Genomic DNA, 18,590 nt, shown 5'->3' on the forward strand with positions numbered 1-18,590 from the left:
CTACAGTTCATCAAAGTAAATAATATTATCTTTTAGTGTTAACCCAATTTCAGTAATAGGTTCTTTTCCTTCAGTGTAAAACCTATTTGTTTTACCAGTGATATCTAAGTTTGCATTTCTGAAATTTTCGCCAATTTTGACTCGACAATCAAAGTATTTAAGTAATTCATCTGTTTCATCATTAAAAGTAATTTTCAATTGTTCATCATATTTTTGGCTTTGAGGATTACTATCCTTTCCAGAATAAGGACTACCACTTTCCCCTACAACATGAGACTGTTGTGGTTGAATCGTTGCACCACATGATAGCTTATCACCCACATATGCCACTGGTTTACCATCAAAAATCACATGGTCATGACTTTTAATAACTATAGACCAGCACCTGCATTTAGGGCACATATGACCATCACCAGCTCTAACAAACAAGTTTCCCATCTGAGAACTTCTCGATTGTGTAGATGGAACAACTCCACCATGATCAGTAATAGCGTTGTGAATCGCAAAACCTTTCGCCATAGCCTACCCCTTAAAAATTAGTCATGACTCAAAAAGTTTTGAGGTAAGGCCTGATCTTTGTAAATTCTAATCGCAATAGTAGTATTCGGGCTCTCAATAATTTCATCCCCATTTTCTAATCGACTGCCCACTAGAGCTACTGGTGACCCATCAACAATACATGCTGTACCAGCACCAGAGATGATTTTGGAGGTTGTGCCATCTGCATAAATAACTTCATCACCAACACGGGCAATAGATAATCCTTTAATTTTCCCATTATTAGAAGAGGCATTAACTAAACCACCATTCTGAGATTTAGCGCCATGTACAGCCACGTAGTAAATAATATGAGGTTTATTATCCCAATAGAGTTTTTCAGCATTAGAAATCTTTTGAATATCATTTTTTGAAAGCTTTTCTAATTGTTCAATAGGAAGGTCTTGTAAAAAAATAGGACTTGTCATTATAGTTCCTGCTCTAATTTTCAATACAATAATATCAAAACTTACTTAAACTAAAAAATAAGTTATATGTAACCATATAGGGTTAATATCTTAGAAAGTTATTTAAAATTTCAGAGTAATTCATCTTTATGTCAATAGAAAATTTCTTTATGAAAGACTCCTCTTTTAAGAGATATCTTTTAATTAGTTTAGCCTATTCATGTTAATAATCGACCATACCTATTAATGAGGATATATAAAAAAGTATTTAATTATCCGTATGATAGTGCTACCGTATCGCAGTTTATACGACAATATCAATATACACCGCCGCTCAGTAGTTTCTAGTCACGAGTAATAATATGAAGAAAACGATATTAATATTTTTAGCACAGCTTCTTTTGGTTGGCTTCAATGGATGTAAAGCATCTGAAAAAGAGGATGTAGATACATTTATTCAAAAGGACTTCAAGAATTACGTTACAGATAATAGAAAGTTGATTTTGGAAGCCAATAAAGACGTAAAACAAGAACCAGCTCTAAAAGAGATCATTTTCAAAAATACTTTTGTAAAAGTAAGAACTGCACAAAGTCTACTGAATGATGAGTATGGTAATTGGTTAACTGGCTTAGATAAAAATAAGTTTGACTATACCGATCTCAACGATGTCTGTTGGCTGACCGTCTACATGCAAAACTATATAAATAATATGGATGAGCGATATAAAGCCAATATCACCGAAGACACCAAGAAAAGTGTTAAGCAACTATACGAAGCAAGAAATGAAATTATCAAGCTAAGAGATAGCAAAGACAAATCTCTAGTAACTTTTCAAAAAATTTGTAAGTAGCTGAAAATATTAATTAAATATTACTATATAAAGCTCCAATTAAAAGGAGCTTTTAATAGCTAATTTTATAAATTAGTTATAGCTAAATCTAGTTATTCCTGTCTGAATAAGAAATGGTTAATTACTTGTGAAATCTAAACTTTGTATTATTTTATTGTCTCTTCTAACGGTAGCGTGTAGCCAAGTCCGCACTCAGAAACATGGAATTACTGAAGCTGATATAACCCAAGCATATGAAGCATCACTCTATGCCCAGTTTAATCAGCTTTACTACACAAAGTTTCTGTATAAAGCAGCATACAATGAAGCTACCAAGGTAACTCAAACTAATGATCAGTTGCTAAGTTATGCCACTTTTTTAATGTATGCAGTCAATACAACTTACGATTCTTTAGACATAAAGCTTAATGATGATCTAGATTTAATGGCTTCGGGTCAAAAAAGTAAGATGTCAATTGATGCTTTAGATTCATTATGTGTAAGTAATAAATACATTGAAAAATATATAAAACTTAAAGAAAAAAGCGGAAGTAAGATATCAGCTAAAGCTAAAGAACTTTCAAAAGAGGCTCTGATACTTCAACCCAAAATTGAAAAAATCATTATGAAAACTGATTCGCCGTTAAATGATATTGAATGTAAAAAATTGATCTAAGCTAGAAAAAGCCCTGATTATTCAGGGCTTTTTCTAGAGAGAATTAAAGTTCTGTTGTGGCACAGGGGCCTTGGGGGATTCAAATGTTTAAAGAGTTTTTCTTAATTAACAAATTATATTTATAGAAGCTGAAGCAATTGAAAGATTCACTATTCAAGAACTGATATCTAATTAAATAAAAAAGAGCTCATTAGAGCTCTTTGTACTTATTACTTTCTATAAATTTTAGAAAATTAATTAATGCTAATTTATCTTTAAAGTTAACTCCTATCCCATACCGTGTAGGATTCTTGGCGCACTCAGACTCACTAGACTGTGGAAAACGAGCAAATGCTGTATTCATATTTCCTTTTTCTTCAAAACTAAACTCAACTTTCTCTAGCTTTCTTAAAACTTCTTTAAATTTCCGAAAAGATGGATGAATCATAAGTCTCGAAGGTTGTTTTTCCTTTTTTTGATTATCTTTCAATTGCTTAACATAAACATATTGACCATTTTTTAATTTAAATTCATGAGCATATTTACGAGTATTAGTTTGTTTATACCCTAGCTCTGTCATGAGCTCATCAATTTCTTTACAGGATAAAAAAGTCATTTCACTTAACCTAAATATTATTTTGAGGTATTTCTAACGAATCAAGAGACAAAATTCTAATGAAGAAACAGCGATACTATAAAAATAAAATTAGCTGCGATGGAAGGCTACTCTAAGTCGATATAAAAATTAAGCTTCTGTTGCGTACGAGAACCTTATTTTTAGTAATCTATTTTTGCATCACGCCAAAGCCATAATCATAAGACCAAGTAGGCACTTCATCTCTATTGTAAGGTGTTAAAGATATACGGCAGCCTTGCTCATTGGCAATTTGGTACTCATAACAGTAATCTTTCATTTGTTGTGGATCGAGAGCTAACCATGCTTGTGGTTTAGCAGGAATTTCTTCGAACTTCACTTGATCCCACACCAAACCATATTTTGGATATTTTAAAGTTTTAGTCGCTTTTTCATCAAAACCATAAACTTGCTTTTTCACAATCAAGCTCTCAGCCCACTCAAACCTATAGGTTTCTTGATAGTTACGTTCACGTAAAGGCGTTAAATTATAAATATTCTCTGTCATGATACTTGCATCTACATCCGACCGAGAAAATAACTGCTCCCCTTGATCATTAAAATAATTTTGGCAAAAACTTCCTATTTGTTGGTCATCATGTTTTGCAAATAAACAATTTACTTGATCAAAACGCAATCGGGCATTAATGACTAATTGAGATTGATGATCCCACGGCAAAAGCTCGCTTAAGTCTTGAGATGAATAAGTTGATGTTACAGATAAACCATACCCTTCATAGCCAGGGTATACAAATACAGGGCGACGCTGTTTACTTTGTTGCTTAAGTTTTTCAATATCGCGTCGTTCACAATAACGATAATTCCACTGTGGAATCATAATATTGGGTTGCTGTACTTTTTCTAACCTATGACGATTAACACGACCCGCTGTTTGTACAATTGATTGTACACTTGATGCATCAATGATAGCCCAATCAAAATCATGATCTCGTCCAACTTCTTCCACTGGTGTTGCAATCACAATAAATGGAATATTTAGAGAATTAGATTTTTGAATGAGGTCAATGATTTCATCATCTTGTTCGATCTGCTCATTACCAGTTTTTCTTTTTTTACCGTCTTTATGACGTGTTAAAAGCTGATCTAAACGTTGCTCTTTATAAAATCTTGAAATAAGCCAGTCGTTTGCATGATAACAAGCAACATTTGCCTCAGGTAAATGATCTGATAAAAATTGGGCAAGTCGAATTGCATGTTTAATATTGGCAACCCGTATAAGCCCCAAAGAAATTTTCTTTTCGGTCTTTTTAAAATTCCATGCATGCGCTTGATGAAGTTGCTTTACTCCTTCCAATACCGACTGTTTCCACGATAAAACTGTAGTTTCAGGTAACGAAAGCAACTGAGCCAGTCGATGAGTAGGCTTCGAGAGCAAGTGAACTTGTAAATTATCTAAATGCTTTTGGTAGTTTGTATTAAATTCTGATTTTTGATTTGATCGTTCTAACCAGACCTGTGGTTTAAGCTCATTATCAATAATCGCAATGATTGATTTTTTCTCGGTACCATAAAGGGCTGCCCGCATTTGCATACCCGACTCAAAAGCCCGATGAATTGTTTTGGCAACAGTAAGTGATAAGGTTGCAGACGAACAAATAACATTTCGACCATACATTGCAGCTAACTGAACTAAACGTAAAACAGCAATCAATGCCTTAGGTTCATAGCCATCAACTTCATCTAAAATCAAATCACTACTCTTCACTCTGAGTAATGCTTTAACGTGATGTCCTTGTCTATGGGGTTCACCTGCTGCTATCAGATAATCAATGGTTGAAACTAATAATGGCGAAGCAAGGATGGTAGTTTCCTTTTGATCTAAAACTTTACGTCCATTTTTTTCAACCGTAAATAATGGATGTAACCATTCAGGTAAATCACAGTCCTCCCCCCAAGCATCAAAAATAGGCTCAGGATGATTTTCATCTTCATCAACAAACTCAATTTTCTCTTTACTTTGATCGAATAAGGTCTGGGTAACAGTGTCCCCAATAATAACGGCGATTTCATCTTCAGATAAATTCATTGATGTTTTAAGTGCATGCCCAGTCTGTAAAGTTAGAGAACGCAAATTAAGCGCAATCGCTATTCTTGGGTCATCTGGACGTAAAGTACACGCAGCTCGCAAATTCATGCGTGTTTTACCACTTCCCGTCCCTGCAATATTGAATACCAATGCGGGTGTTTCAGGGTGCTTCTGTATATTTTTTTGCAATGCATTTGCTGCGATATTTTGCCATTGGAAACGTGGGTGAGTTGTTGGCTGGCAAATGTATTCAACCGTTTGTTCAGATAGGCCAGATAAACTCAAATCAGTCATCATTTGAACTGCGATGCGTGAAGCCCGATCTCCGACTTGGTGTAAATGCCATTCTAGTGGCTGGTCTTGTAATTTGGCTTTTTTGTCTGGGCCTATATTTTTAAGCTTTGTATTTGCAAATAACGATACATTTTCAGGCTTTTGCAAAGAATATTGCTGGGCCGAGATAATATGATCGGCATGAATGAGTGCTGCTCGTGAATGTAGTGCTAAAGCCTTCCAATATAAAAGCTGGTCTGTTTTTTGTTGTGGTATTAATGCAGTTAAACGCTGCATACGTTTTTGATGGCTTTTAAAAATAGAGTCTGGCAATTCACCAGCACAGCTCATTTGTTCACGGCTTGGAACTAATGTACGGACATGATTTTCATAGTGAGGTAAGGCTAATGGATCATTTTTTAAAGTTTCTTCAACTCCTAATAAACCATGATGTGTCACAACTAAATAATCGACTGCTTCTAATTCGTTTTGGATTCCCTGTTCAATTTCTTGTCGATCACCTAAAGTAAATTTCTCTAAACCTTTACCTAAATTTTTCCAAGCAAGTTGCCAGTCCCATCCATTTTTTCGGAGTTGTTGTAATAGTTTTAAAGACAGCCACTCATGTCGAATGTCATCTCTAATTTTTTGCCCTGCCATTTCTGGACTTAATTTGTTCTGAAAATGTTGTGAGGCCTTACCAATATCATGCATGTCCCCTGCTGCACCTGCCAACAAGCTACTTGCTTTGACCCATTCATCTAGCATCAGTAGTTTTTGCTGTTTCTTGGTCGATGCAACTGGATATGCACCGTCGTGCGCAAATTTATGTTTTGCTCCTACAACCCATGCCAACTTCATTCTTCGTACACCAAAATTAATGTAAGCGGCTACCGCAGTTTGTCGAGTGGCTACTTTTTTTAATGCACTACGAATTTCTTTTAAGCCGTCCATTGTCATTGGTGCTTGCCAAGACGAATGTCCTGTACGAATAGCATAGCTATCCAAAATCGCTCGAGTTTTCTTTAAAGCTCTTTTTTCACAAGCAGAGATGAGAATGACATGCATAGTTTATTGTTAAAGTTTGAATGTAATAAAAATATAATCTTTTGTTTTAAAAAGAGAAAGTTTTTATCAGCTTAATACAACCTTTTAACGACAAAATACGTCGTCTTAAATTTTGAAAGGAACTCTTTTAAATCATCTATGCGATGAGCAATGGGGCTTACCAGTAGCAGAAACAAATCAAGCTTTTCTAAATCATCTGGGCGATAAGAAACGCAGCCGACATTATTATCAGTCAGAAACGAATTTTCTAAATCATCTATGCGATGAATAACAAACCCATTTGACGAAAACGTTAAATTCTTTATTTCTAAATCATCTATGCGGTGAATAACCAACAATCTGGCTTCATTACGCCAATGTTCCTTTTCTAAATCATCTATGCGATGAATAATACATTGACCAAGTTCGACCAGGTATATAACAATTTCTAAATCATCTATGCAATGAATAACTGGTACTTTGATTGGTGGTATAGCTGGTTCTTTTTCTAAATCATCTAGGCGATGAATAACAATCAACCTAGACGGCATACAGGTTAAATAATTTGCTAAATCATCTGGGCGATGAACAACTGTCACGGAATGTTTGTTCCCCGTGGGATGGATTTCTAAATCATCTATGCGAGGAATAACCGTGAAATCCAAAAAAAATTTTCTATTGTCATTTTCTAAATCATCTAAGCGATGAACAACTTAATGACTTACCTAGATCAAAGCTCCCATGTTTACTAAATCATCTAGGCGATGAACAACTAAATTCAAAGGTAGTACGAGCAAAAGGTGAATTTCTAAATCATCTATACGATGAAAAACGTCTCAAGGCGTAGTCTAGACACTTTGAATCGTTTCTAAATCATCTATACGATGAAAAACCAGCTTTTGCCATGAGCATGATGCGATCTGCTTTTCTAAATCATCTATACGATGAAAAACCTAGAACTAAGTAAAAACAAAACTCTTAAAAACAATAACATAAAGTTTTAATGAATCAAAAATCTTCAAAATAGAACAACAATACAATCCATTGAATTATATTAATTTTTCTAATTTTCAAAAATATAACCTAATCGTCTTAGGCTAAATTTATGAAGCATATAATATTTTCATCCAATTGTCTTTACGACTTAATTTGTCGCAGCTCTCACCTTCAACACTTTCATTTTTCAAATAATGTGTTAAAAATTGGCTAGATAACAAAAACGGGGAAGATAATGCCTGAACCACAAACTGATATTTTTATAAACGCTTTAGAAGAATCGGTACACTTTAGCTTAAAGACGATTAATTCCAATATTGAAAAAGGTGGGATTCGTTTAAGTAAACAACAAGCACTTGATTTACCCTATCTTAGTGCTCGAACTTTATTAAATGAAGACTTCCTTATTCCAACCGATTATCAGGCAAATGCAGGTAAAACGGCTTCTATTTTTAAAGTCGTAAAAGCAGCCATGACTGATAATGATACAAATTCAGAAGACGCTGAGTTTCAACAACAAGTGGAACAGCTCAAGCCATCCATTTCATCTGTTTTTAATGAACCGTATCAAGCAGGTACAGAAAACATTGATATACGTATGCGCCAGCTTTTAATTCCAAAAAATGATGAATACGTTTCAGTTAGTCCACTTACTGCTGCTGGTGTAAATTATCTTGTGAACCAAGAAGTTGATGCTGTAAATGAATTACGCAAAGAAAAAGACAGTGAATTTAACCGCATTCAAACTGCTGTTTTTGGTATAGGTGGAGCCAATCCACAAAATGTCGGAAGCCTCGTGCGTTCAATGCAACGCCCTATTACAGTTGATGCTCCTCAAGCAAGTGAAAAAGTACGCCAAGCATTAGCTATTTTCTATAACGGATTTACGATACGACTATCCCGCAAGATAAAACTGCTTAATGGAACTAAACGAGCAAAAGACGCGATTAAAGAGTGGTCAGAAATTTTAAATCGCCAACTTATTATCACCGCGACGAATACCATTCAAAATTGGCATGACCTCGAGATTTTCGCTCCTTCTACTAATCGGGATGTTCGAGATCAGGAAGTTATTTTCCTGAATATCCTTGCTAAAGATGTATTAAGACAAGCGACTTTCCAAAAAAATATTTTAGAAGAAGCTGAAGCAATTCTACCAAGTATGGAAGAGATTGAGCGCCCTTCATTTTGGGTTCATCCGAGCCTTTCGTTTGTTTTACAAGGTTTGATTGATCCAGAGCTAAGAGATGATAGCTGGAGAATAAAGTTCTCAGATTATCTGGCTAGAAAAATCACCAATGAAACCTTTGATATAGAAATAAATAATGAAACTGTAACGATTAGCCTAGATAGCAATTCAGAAGGTTATATCGCCCGCCGCTTACGGGAGATTGTTCGATGAGTCGTTATGTCGTTATTCCTCGTATGCGAGTACAAAATGCAAATATGCAAACCAATGGCTTCTTATTAGGTGGTGTACCTTTGTTTGCAGCCAATATGTTTGCACATCATTTAGCAAGACAATTAGACACTCAAGAAGAAGGCATTATTTATATTCATCATGACCAACAACGTTTAGGTGGGCAAGCCTATGGGCGCTTTACGCCTGCTCAACGTCGTGGTGCCGTGTTTATTGGTAAAAAGGACTATTCTTCTAAAAATAAATATGCGTTGTCTTTACAACCCACCGCATCTTGTCACTTAGAGTTTAGCCTTGTTATCAAATTTTCTAGCTCTCGTATTAGTCCAGAAAAAATAACAAATATACTGAAACGTAGTCGTTTTGCTGGTGGACAAATTATCGAGTTTTTAGAAATTACGACGCATGCTGAAAATGAATTAGAAGCAGCCCTAAAGAAAATCAAAACTGGATTTGCCATTTTAGACCGACAAGATTTGCTTATTGAATATCAGCAGCGTAAACAAATTAATCGAGTTCAGGCATTTACCCAACTGTTGGCATTAAAAGCAGATGCACTTAGAGCTTTCTTTAATGATCAAAATTTAAGTTGGATATCGGCAACTAATTTGGGTTACGCCCTACTTGAGCCACTCACAGACCAACGAACAGGTATTCGTCAAGCACAAGATCAGGAAACTACAGCACATGCCTATGCAGAACCTCTTACAGGCATTGTTCAGTATTTTTCTTTAGGCGAGATTCTAAGGAAAAATACTGAGGCTGAGGATGACACTTGGCATAACTTGCAAAAATTATTGTGGACCTACCACTGGCCGCAAGATGACATTTTTCTTTTAAAACAAAATTGCATCAATGCATAACTAACTTTTAATCATAAGGAATTTTTCACATGACAATTTTTAAGAAATTACCGGGTAGCCTTTCTTTACAACGCGGCACAGTGGTAAGTGATGGGGCTTTTTTTAATTTATTTGAAGATGGCAAACAAGAACCGTTACATGTGATGTATCACGGAATTCGAGGGACTCAAAACGTAGCGGGTAACAAAGAAAAAGGGGCTGCAACAGGTAATTCACTTGCTCGTGAAGTCACAAATATTCAGCTTACCGAATCTGCAAAATTACAACCTAAAGCCAAACTTTTGGTGAAATGGGATTTCCGTTTTATTGACTTGAGCTATGTACTATTTGCAAGTGCGTCTAAAGCTGGTGCTGACAAAACCGAAGAATATAATTTCCGCCAAGCTTTCTTAAATTTTGTAAATCGCGCTAAAGAAAGTGATGGACTAAAAGAAGTTGTACGTCGTTATGTACGTAATATCGTGAATGGCCGCTGGTTATGGCGTAACCGCATTGTCGCTGAAAGTATTACCATTCAAGTGGCTGCTCAAGACTACCCTGAAACATTTAGCTTTGATGCCCTTTCTTATAACCTTAAAAGTTTTGATCAACCGTCTGAACAAGAACAAAAACTAGCAGACATTTTGTTAAAAGGAATTACTGGTGAATCAACAAGTGCTGCATTGCATATTGAAGCTATTGTTGACTTCGGAATGGGCGGTGTAGAAGTTTTCCCATCTCAGAATTACTTAGAAGATAAACCAAAAGGTTTCTCTCGATCTCTATATCAATTAACACCCAAAAAGCCAGACCACAAAGCAAATGACAACCAATATCTAGGCCAAGCTGCTTTACGTGACCAAAAAATCGGAAATGCTCTAAGAACAATTGATACTTGGTATCCTGATTTTGAAACAAACGATAATAAACCAATTGCAGTAGAGCCTAACGGTGCAAACCTAGAAGGACAGATTTTCTATCGCGTGGGTAAAGATAAAGTTTCTGCATTCGATATTTTAAAAGAAATTGATGAACTAGATGTAAACAGCGAAAAAGGTATGTTCCTGATTGCATGTTTAATTCGTGGTGGCGTGTACTCCGAGGGTGAATAATGATGGATGCCAATTACTATCTGGATATCCGTATTATTGAATCATCAGATGATACGGATTTAAAACTTGGTCATATTCGTAATCAAATTTACACCGTGATTCATGGTGCATTTCGGAAACTACCTGCGCATTACGCTCTTGCGTTGGAGATATCCGATAAATTGAAAGCGAAGCAGGAACTGTTTGAAAAAAAACATGGTCGTTCAGCTAAACCTAACTTTGATATTTTGCGAATTTTTGCAGAAAAACAGGATGAGTTAGATGAATTAATCGAGGCAATTAAAGGACACTGGAAAATTCGCGACTATACCGTTTTAGGTGCCGCAATTCCTGTTCCTACTGCCAAAATTTCTGGTTGGAAAAGTTATCGAAAGTTTCGTATTCCAACCCAGAAAGCTGAACGCACAAAGCTTTCTCATCAAAATGAACCTTTAAGAGATAGACGCTTAAAAACTGCCAAAGGAATGCCCTTCTTTCAGGTGGTCAGCAGTACAGGTCATGGTTTTACAGTCATTATTGATGTTCAGGAGAGTGAAAACGCAGGATACGGGCTGCCAGATAGCTATGGGCTTGCCCGTAAGGAAAGTCCTTTTGCCCTACCTGTCTTTTAAGGAAATATAATATGAGTCAACTCCGTCAAGAACGCAGCCGTCCACTTATGCTTTCAAAGCGTGCCTGCGTATTTTATCTAGAAAGAGTTCGTGTCGTTTTAAAAGATGATCGAATTGTTTACTTGACGGAGAACTCACAACCTGTGGAATATTTTTATAATATTCCCGAGAAAAACACAGCCTTTTTACTCCTTGGCAAAGGCAGTTCATTAACAGATGCGGCTGCCAGACGTTTAGCGGAATCTAATGTCATGGTTGGATTTTGTGGTTCTGGCGGTTCCCCTTTATTTTCATCATTAGACTTAACATTTTTAGCACCCCAAAGTGAATATCGCCCCACTGAATATATGCAAATTTGGATGAGAGCATGGTTAGAAGATGACGCACGCTTACTCATGGCAAAAATATTATTACTTGAACGTATTGCTCTAGTTTCACAATCATGGAAGAAGAATTTTGATTTGATTCAATCTGGTATTTATATTGATGAAAATGCTTTAAACACGTTTAAACAAGATATTGATCGCTCCGAAAATCAACAAGAATTACTTACAGCCGAAGGACGTTGGGCCAAAACATTATACAAGCAACTTGCTAAAGGCTTTGGAGTCGAGTTTATTCGTGATGAAGGAAAAAATTCTCACGACACTATTGCGGATATAGCCAACAGCTACCTCGATCATGGAAATTATATTGCCTATGGCTATGCGGCAGTTGCTTTAAATGGAATGGGAATTAGCTTTGCCCTCCCTATTTTGCACGGTAAAACACGTCGTGGAGGTCTAGTCTTTGACCTCGCTGATCTAGTGAAAGATGCTTTTGTTATGCCAATCGCTTTTACATGTGCAGCAAAAGGATTAAATCAAAAAGAATTCCGAATGCAGCTTATTGAAACATGCCAAGACCAAGATATTTTAGATTACATGTTTAGCTTCATTACTGACATATGTAGTAAAATTAAATAAAATCATTCATTTAACCCAAGTACCTCATAACGAAGTATTTTCACTCATTAAAAACTTATATAATTGATTTTAAGAGTTTTGTTTTAACTTAACTCTAGTTGCTCATCGCATAGATGATTTAGAAAGAACTGTGGCCGTCCTTTACGAGACTGGATATGTTGCTCATCGCATAGATGATTTAGAAAAACAAGAGAAAGTTACAGTTGAGTCTGAAAATGTTGCTCATCGCATAGATGATTTAGAAAACCGCCCTCTTTGTGGTCAATGTCAGTGTAAAGTTGCTCATCGCATAGATGATTTAGAAAATCAGGTTTTCTCCAAAGTGTTCCCCTCCATTGTTGCTCATCGCATAGATGATTTAGAAATTGCACTGCTTGCCGAAATGGATGAATCAGAGGTTGCTCATCGCATAGATGATTTAGAAAAGCTTTACAACAACCAACTTGCAGAAAAAGAAGTTGCTCATCGCATAGATGATTTAGAAATTTCCCTCTCAATTCGATTTTATTTACAGATGGTTGCTCATCGCATAGATGATTTAGAAATTGATGTACTTCATTGCATTCAAGCCATATTGGTTGCTCATCGCATAGATGATTTAGAAATTTTTGTCTTCTTCGTCCTCGGCCTTCTTGTCGTTGCTCATCGCATAGATGATTTAGAAATTCAATCTGCCCGCAAATGATACAACAGTAATGTTGCTCATCGCATAGATGATTTAGAAATTACTGTCATCAAATGGCGCCAATACTTAAGCGTTGCTCATCGCATAGATGATTTAGAAAAGTATTTAATTCACTGGAAAGAATCGATAGAAGTTGCTCATCGCATAGATGATTTAGAAAGTCATCGAATTGCTGGCCTAATTCCTCTAACTGTTGCTCATCGCATAGATGATTTAGAAATCCACGCGCAGCCTAACGATAGCGCAGGCAATGTTGCTCATCGCATAGATGATTTAGAAAAATAGCTCCAAAGTCTTTAACGCTCCAAGTTTGTTGCTCATCGCATAGATGATTTAGAAAACCATCAATCATCAAGTTAGCGTTGGCTGTAGGTTGCTCATCGCATAGATGATTTAGAAAATGTAGTCGGCGGCGCTCGGCTCGCGGAAAATGTTGCTCATCGCCCAGATGATTTAGAAATATCCCGTTTGTCTCGATTGTTATTTTTGGAAGTTATTCATCGCATAGATGATTTAGAAAATCGTGTCAACAAGGACTTGAGCTGTACGGGTGTTCGTCATCGCTCAGATGATTTAGAAAGATCATCTACAGTGAATTGAATAAACGGTTTTTGTTGCTCATCGTGTAGATGATTTAGAAACAACGACGCCGCCGTGTGTTTGTTATCGGAAGGTTGCTCATCGCGTAGATGATTTAGAAAATCCATTTTTGAACTTCACCAGCGCCAGCATAGTTGCTCATCGCTCAGATGATTTAGAAAATCGTGTCAGCAAGAACTTGAGCTGTACGGGTGTTGCTCATCGCATAGATGATTTAGAAATTGAGGTAACGATTTTGAGCTTGTTCTGTCAGGTTCGTCATCGCTTAGATGATTTAATAATTTGAATCATAAAAAGAAAAAAACCCGAAACTTACGTCTCAGGGTTTTTCACGAATTTTGGTGGAGATGGCGTCAATTGAACTCAAATTCTAAGATATTGATTTAGTTAACAATAAAGTCAATAACTTTTTACCTGTACCCACTTTTCACCCAAATAAGATTTAGTACATTGAATAACAAAATAGATTGTCAGAATTATCCTATTTGTAAGCTTTCTAACATTGTCTGCAACCCAAACTAACTTTTAAAATCATCCACCACACGTACGATACAATTTGGATAATGTTCAAAGAATATTTTACTTAAGGTACGACCCAACTTCCAAGACGATATTAAGCTGATTTTCTTGAATTGCATCTAAACAAGCATCCTAGTCAATCTCATGACTCAGACGTTTATATTCCAAATAAAGGATGAGTTGATGCTTTTTGATGTATTCTCAATCACATTAAAGACCATAATATAAATATGAAGTCTATAATATACTTCTAAACTCCCCATCAATAATCATTGCCTCTTTTCTCCAAGAGGCAAAAGACTTAGTCTTTGATTCATGATCTGTATGCATCAATTTTATCTCTTCAACTTTATCTTTGAGCTCTTTGTAAATAGGGAAGAATTGTTCAATAAATGCATCACTATCAATTAGCCCTAAGATCTCTCTTTGCTGGTTTTGTAAATTCGTTATTAAGCTATTTCTTGCTAGCTGAAATTCTTCTTGTTTCTTCGCTTGATTCCAAGTATCCCAAGCTTCTACTGCAATACCAATAAGAGGTAATGCAGTGTTAATATTGCTCGCTAGATTAACCGCTCCCCATGGTTGGAACTTTAATGCTTCTTTTAAATTCAGTCCAATGAGTTGCCCACCGGCAACAAGACCATCCCTTGCAGCTAAAATAGTTGTATTATCCAGCTTAATATTTTTCGCTAAATGATTAAGGCCTTTTTTAGTCAATGATCCCACGGCTGTGTCAATATTATCAATTTCCGCATTAAAGTTAACTGCTTGCGTATTTAATGCAATATTGATTTGATTTGTTTCATTTTGGAAATACTCATTAATATTACTTGAGATAACTGCCCCTTTATCTCCAATCTCTCTCGCTAAAAACTCGCCAATAGTCTCTAGACTAGTACCTTTAACCTGCATTACCAAATCTAGGAAATACCCATTAAAACTAGATTTTAAATTTGATCTTGCATGGGCAATTTTTTTTGAAATTACATTCAATGCACCAGTTTCTATTTCATAAATTTGATTAAGTTTCTCCATTTCCTTTGATAATTGGGATTGCCGCTCTTCAATTTCTGGTATTTTCTTAATCAAAATATCACTAATAATGGACTTTCTCGTTTCATCAATTAAACCAGTATAACCACCATTTTTTTTCACAATTTGACTAGTCGCATTTTGCAACAATTTGATATGCGACAATTGTTCAAATTCATCTAGATTTTTCATCCAATAATTAACACCTTCATCAAATGGATTTGCTGAAACTGCGACTATTTGTAAGTTATTGGTTTCATGAATAGAAAGAGATAAGATTGAAATTAATCTTTCTTTGACATTGTGCTCTTTAATTTTAAATTTATCTTGGTAATCTATTTCATCTTCTACATCTGCAACTTCGTCAAAACGACTCAGTACAAAGACTGTTCTTGGAAGTAAATTCAAATCTTTAAACAACCATTTCAAGTCTTCAATATGACTTTCTTTAATCGGATTTTTAGAGTTCATTACATAAAGAACAATATGTGCTTCACTCACATATTTTTTTGTAATATCTTTATATTTTTCAACATTTTGATCATCATTTTTCACCTTCTCTTTATAACCATATAACCCTGGTGTATCAATGAGTTGATACTCTTCATCAATGTTATAAATGTTAACGGCATTTGATGACTCAGAAGCACTAATATTCATAGTTGCTGGATCAATTTTACCTAACCATGCAGCAGCAATTGAAGTTTTACCTTCCGAAAATCCACCTATAAGTGCAATTTTAAGTTTATCACCCTTTAAAGTATTTAATGAGTTCTTTAATTTAGCTTTAATATCTGTTGATACATCTAAACCAAATTCTTGACCTTGTATAATAAAGCCCTCTAATTTACTTAATAAATTTATTACTTTAGCTTGATTATCTTGATGATTTTTTAAAGTTTCAGACATTTATTTTACCTTGTAAGCACTGCTAATATTATTTGATAAAGTTTTAAACATTTTGATTGATTGCTGTATATCGTCTACAAGCCCTGTAATTTGATCACTTGGTTCATTTAGCTTTTTCTTTAAATCCAATAATGAAGGCTCAATTTTCCCTTCGACCTCACTCAAATTTTCTCTAGCAACTTTTTTAAGTTCTTTCACAATATTTGATAAATTTTTATCAACATTTTTCTTTTGCTCTGACTTTTTAAAATCCGAATCAAAAAAGCTCCAAATCGCTTTTGCAAAACTAAATAATAATCCGGCAGCAGTTAAAGCGATCGCTGTCCACCCCGCTGGATTCCACCACATTACAGCACCTACACCAATACCAACACCAAGCAACCCCATTTTGTTAATGCCATTATTGATATCAAATTTCAATGGAACTTTGTTATTCAGACCTGTTACACCATCAGCTTTAAAGTTATTTTGAATACTAGCCAACCGTGAAGAGAGTTTCTGTAATTTTTGCTTTAAATTTTCATCAAAATTTGCAGTCTCAGTTTTAAAACCAACAACCAAGTCTTTACTCACTAATTCAAGATTGTTATCAATTTGTCTCTTCAAGATGCCTTTAAACTCCTCATTACTAATATCACTTTCAATCCGCTTGTAAACTTCTTGACGAGTCTTGCGCTCAAAGTTTTGAATGATTTTTTTAATCATCGTTTTAAGACTTTGCATTAGATCCAAGTATTCACTATTGATTTCTTGTTTAGTAACCTCTACTTGGTTATCAATATTCAGTTTTAATGTACCAAATTCTTCATGAATATGATTTAACCTCTCTACTGTTTGCTTCAGGACATAGTTCACTTTATTGAAGTTACTTGCTTTAATTTTATAAGACACATCTCCAATAACTCTTTGAGTTAAATGCTCTTGAAACTTGCTAAGCCCTGATTTTTCCTTTAATTCATCACGATTCGAATTATTCAAGAATTTTATTTGATTACGATGTTTTTCACCGAATGGAACCAAACAATTAGCTACTGCGTAAAATGCTGCTAGCCCAGCTACTACAGTATAATCTTTGTAATTTTTATCTAATGTGCCTTCCATTAATATATTCAGATCATTTAAGGCACATCTTTCATCATCATTACTAATCAGTCCATTTTTTAATGATCTAGGTGATGTAACAGGCTTATTGTAAACTGTCCAAACCTCTGTCTGATCTGCCAAGTGAGTTTTTATCTTTTGAAGCGTACCTTCATTTGGCGCAGCATCTTTACTTGTAACATAGAAAACAGAATGTGCTTTTTTAACGGCTTTAGAAACTTCATTCTCAACTAATTTTTCATCGCCCTCAATTCCTGGCACATCAATTAATTTTACCTGTATGCCTTTAATATCAAATAAAAACTCTTTACTCTCTCGAGTAAAATCACTCCGGCCATCCCCCATAATTTGTCCATCTTCAAATGCTCTTAGCTTTTCTAAATTTTTTTCAAATTGATGTAACTTCTGTTCAAGTATTTTCTTTTCATTTTCTAATTGTAAAACAATTGAGCTTATTGTTTTTTTGGTTGCATCATATTCATCTTGTAGCGTTGCAAGATACACTTGTTTTGAAGCATATTCTTTTTCGATCTTTTGCTTCAATAATTTCAATTCAGTATCTAATTGAGCTTTCTGTTTGATTAACTCTAGTTCAATTAAACCAATTTTTTTTTCTTCTTCGAATCGTTTAAAAATATAAACAATCTTTAACCACCATGGCATATTTTTCTTTTTATATTGAATAGAGTCTTTTAAAAAAACGATCTGGCTATTAAAAGTTTCAAGTTTCTGTTCATTTAGTAAGGATTGATCAGATATCTGCTCTTCATGTTCGTGTTTAATAGCATTTAGCGTTTTCTGATAATCTTCTAATTTTTGATTATAGGTTTGCTCTATCTCTTTTAATTTTTGATTATTTTCCAAACTCTTCTGATCGATTTCATTTTTAGTTTTTTTTAACTTCTCGTGTTCATTTTCATCTAATGAAAACTCTCTTTTAATATCATTAAATTTAGCTTGAATTTCGCTTTTTGTTTTTTCAGAAAATAAAAGACGTAATACCTCTATAAGCGTTGATTTACCAGCATTTGTTTCACCAAAAAATGCAATCGTAAAATAATCCCATTCAGAATTACTTTTAAGCTCATCCATCTTTTTTTCAATTTCTTTTTGTTGTAAATTCAAGATTTCCTTAGATTCATTGAACTTCTCACCCACCAATTGAGTATCTAAAACACCTTCATTCTTTATAATTTTTTCAATCAAATCTGATATTTTATCTTTCAAATCATCATAAATATTCTCAGGACGATTTAAATTAATATGACTACTCACTGTTTAACCCCTAACCAAATAATTTTAAATATATTTTCAAATTACATCCAAATATTCTTTTAAACTTATTTCCAAATCTTCATGCAAATTCTC

13 protein-coding genes and 1 CRISPR repeat array are annotated in these 18,590 nt (G+C 34.8%); of the genes, 7 read left to right on the top strand and 6 right to left on the bottom strand.

Annotation, left to right across the window (positions count from 1 at the left end):
* Positions 1-519, bottom strand: coding sequence for a PAAR domain-containing protein (locus RFW85_RS06760; RefSeq protein WP_309171273.1), 519 nt, complete (start codon positions 517-519; stop codon positions 1-3).
* Positions 520-536: 17 nt separating this feature from the next.
* A complete protein-coding gene (locus tag RFW85_RS06765) occupies positions 537-965 on the bottom strand; it encodes a PAAR domain-containing protein (protein WP_309171274.1) in 429 nt (142 codons plus the stop codon).
* 341 nt (positions 966-1,306) lie between these two features.
* On the opposite strand from RFW85_RS06765, the gene RFW85_RS06770 reads away from it, so the two are divergent.
* Positions 1,307-1,795, top strand: a complete 489-nt coding sequence (locus RFW85_RS06770; RefSeq protein ID WP_309171275.1) for a hypothetical protein — start codon at positions 1,307-1,309, stop codon at positions 1,793-1,795.
* Positions 1,796-1,922: 127 nt separating this feature from the next.
* On the top strand, positions 1,923-2,450 hold the full coding sequence (locus RFW85_RS06775) for a hypothetical protein (RefSeq protein WP_309171276.1): 528 nt from the start codon (positions 1,923-1,925) through the stop codon (positions 2,448-2,450).
* A gap of 190 nt (positions 2,451-2,640) precedes the next feature.
* Here the strand turns inward: RFW85_RS06775 and RFW85_RS06780 are convergent, their stop codons facing one another.
* Positions 2,641-3,045, bottom strand: a complete 405-nt coding sequence (locus tag RFW85_RS06780; protein ID WP_309171277.1) for a hypothetical protein — start codon at positions 3,043-3,045, stop codon at positions 2,641-2,643.
* Between the two features lie 169 nt (positions 3,046-3,214).
* Complete coding sequence (cas3f, locus tag RFW85_RS06785) at positions 3,215-6,451, bottom strand: type I-F CRISPR-associated helicase Cas3f (RefSeq protein ID WP_309171278.1); 3,237 nt, start codon at positions 6,449-6,451, stop codon at positions 3,215-3,217.
* Positions 6,452-7,661: 1,210 nt separating this feature from the next.
* Between cas3f and RFW85_RS06790 the strand changes: the two genes are divergently transcribed.
* From RFW85_RS06790 to cas1f, 5 genes are read left to right on the top strand one after another with little or no spacing between them, the layout of a single operon-like run.
* The gene (locus RFW85_RS06790; protein ID WP_309171279.1) at positions 7,662-8,828 is read left to right on the top strand and encodes a hypothetical protein; all 1,167 of its coding nucleotides are present in this window, start codon (positions 7,662-7,664) and stop codon (positions 8,826-8,828) included.
* Positions 8,825-9,709 (top strand): type I-F CRISPR-associated protein Csy2, encoded by an 885-nt coding sequence (gene csy2 / locus RFW85_RS06795; RefSeq protein WP_309171280.1) that lies wholly within the window; start codon positions 8,825-8,827, stop codon positions 9,707-9,709. The genes RFW85_RS06790 and csy2 overlap by 4 nt, the downstream gene beginning before the upstream one ends.
* Before the next feature lie 29 nt (positions 9,710-9,738).
* Positions 9,739-10,800 carry a type I-F CRISPR-associated protein Csy3 gene (gene csy3, locus RFW85_RS06800; protein WP_309171281.1) on the top strand — a complete coding sequence of 354 codons (1,062 nt, stop codon included), beginning with the start codon at positions 9,739-9,741 and terminating at the stop codon, positions 10,798-10,800.
* A gap of 2 nt (positions 10,801-10,802) precedes the next feature.
* Positions 10,803-11,411: a type I-F CRISPR-associated endoribonuclease Cas6/Csy4 gene (locus RFW85_RS06805; protein ID WP_309171286.1), complete on the top strand. Its 609-nt coding sequence runs from the start codon at positions 10,803-10,805 to the stop codon at positions 11,409-11,411.
* A gap of 11 nt (positions 11,412-11,422) precedes the next feature.
* Positions 11,423-12,376 carry a type I-F CRISPR-associated endonuclease Cas1f gene (gene cas1f / locus RFW85_RS06810; protein ID WP_309171282.1) on the top strand — a complete coding sequence of 318 codons (954 nt, stop codon included), beginning with the start codon at positions 11,423-11,425 and terminating at the stop codon, positions 12,374-12,376.
* Positions 12,377-12,473: 97 nt separating this feature from the next.
* Positions 12,474-13,942: direct repeats of the CRISPR family, unit length 28 nt; unit sequence GTTGCTCATCGCATAGATGATTTAGAAA.
* Positions 13,943-14,417: 475 nt separating this feature from the next.
* On the opposite strand, the gene RFW85_RS06815 is transcribed toward cas1f, so the two are convergent.
* Positions 14,418-16,121, bottom strand: coding sequence for a LeoA/HP0731 family dynamin-like GTPase (locus RFW85_RS06815; RefSeq protein ID WP_202732879.1), 1,704 nt, complete (start codon positions 16,119-16,121; stop codon positions 14,418-14,420).
* Positions 16,122-18,497, bottom strand: coding sequence for a GTPase (locus RFW85_RS06820; protein WP_284109167.1), 2,376 nt, complete (start codon positions 18,495-18,497; stop codon positions 16,122-16,124).
* Positions 18,498-18,590 lie beyond the last annotated feature (93 nt).

The organism is Acinetobacter sp. 12966, assembly GCF_031196995.1.
GTDB lineage: Bacteria > Pseudomonadota > Gammaproteobacteria > Pseudomonadales > Moraxellaceae > Acinetobacter > Acinetobacter geminorum.

Excerpts from the sequence above, each read along its gene's own strand:
- csy2 (WP_309171280.1), top strand. The coding sequence starts at position 8,825 with ATGAGTCGTTATGTCGTTATTCCTCGTATGCGAGTACAAAATGCAAAT.
- RFW85_RS06765 (WP_309171274.1), bottom strand. The coding sequence starts at position 965 with ATGACAAGTCCTATTTTTTTACAAGACCTTCCTATTGAACAATTAGAA.
- RFW85_RS06780 (WP_309171277.1), bottom strand. The coding sequence starts at position 3,045 with ATGACTTTTTTATCCTGTAAAGAAATTGATGAGCTCATGACAGAGCTA.
- RFW85_RS06815 (WP_202732879.1), bottom strand. The coding sequence starts at position 16,121 with ATGTCTGAAACTTTAAAAAATCATCAAGATAATCAAGCTAAAGTAATA.
- cas3f (WP_309171278.1), bottom strand. The coding sequence starts at position 6,451 with ATGCATGTCATTCTCATCTCTGCTTGTGAAAAAAGAGCTTTAAAGAAA.
- csy3 (WP_309171281.1), top strand. The coding sequence starts at position 9,739 with ATGACAATTTTTAAGAAATTACCGGGTAGCCTTTCTTTACAACGCGGC.
- RFW85_RS06790 (WP_309171279.1), top strand. The coding sequence starts at position 7,662 with ATGCCTGAACCACAAACTGATATTTTTATAAACGCTTTAGAAGAATCG.
- cas1f (WP_309171282.1), top strand. The coding sequence starts at position 11,423 with ATGAGTCAACTCCGTCAAGAACGCAGCCGTCCACTTATGCTTTCAAAG.
- RFW85_RS06760 (WP_309171273.1), bottom strand. The coding sequence starts at position 519 with ATGGCGAAAGGTTTTGCGATTCACAACGCTATTACTGATCATGGTGGA.
- RFW85_RS06805 (WP_309171286.1), top strand. The coding sequence starts at position 10,803 with ATGGATGCCAATTACTATCTGGATATCCGTATTATTGAATCATCAGAT.
- RFW85_RS06770 (WP_309171275.1), top strand. The coding sequence starts at position 1,307 with ATGAAGAAAACGATATTAATATTTTTAGCACAGCTTCTTTTGGTTGGC.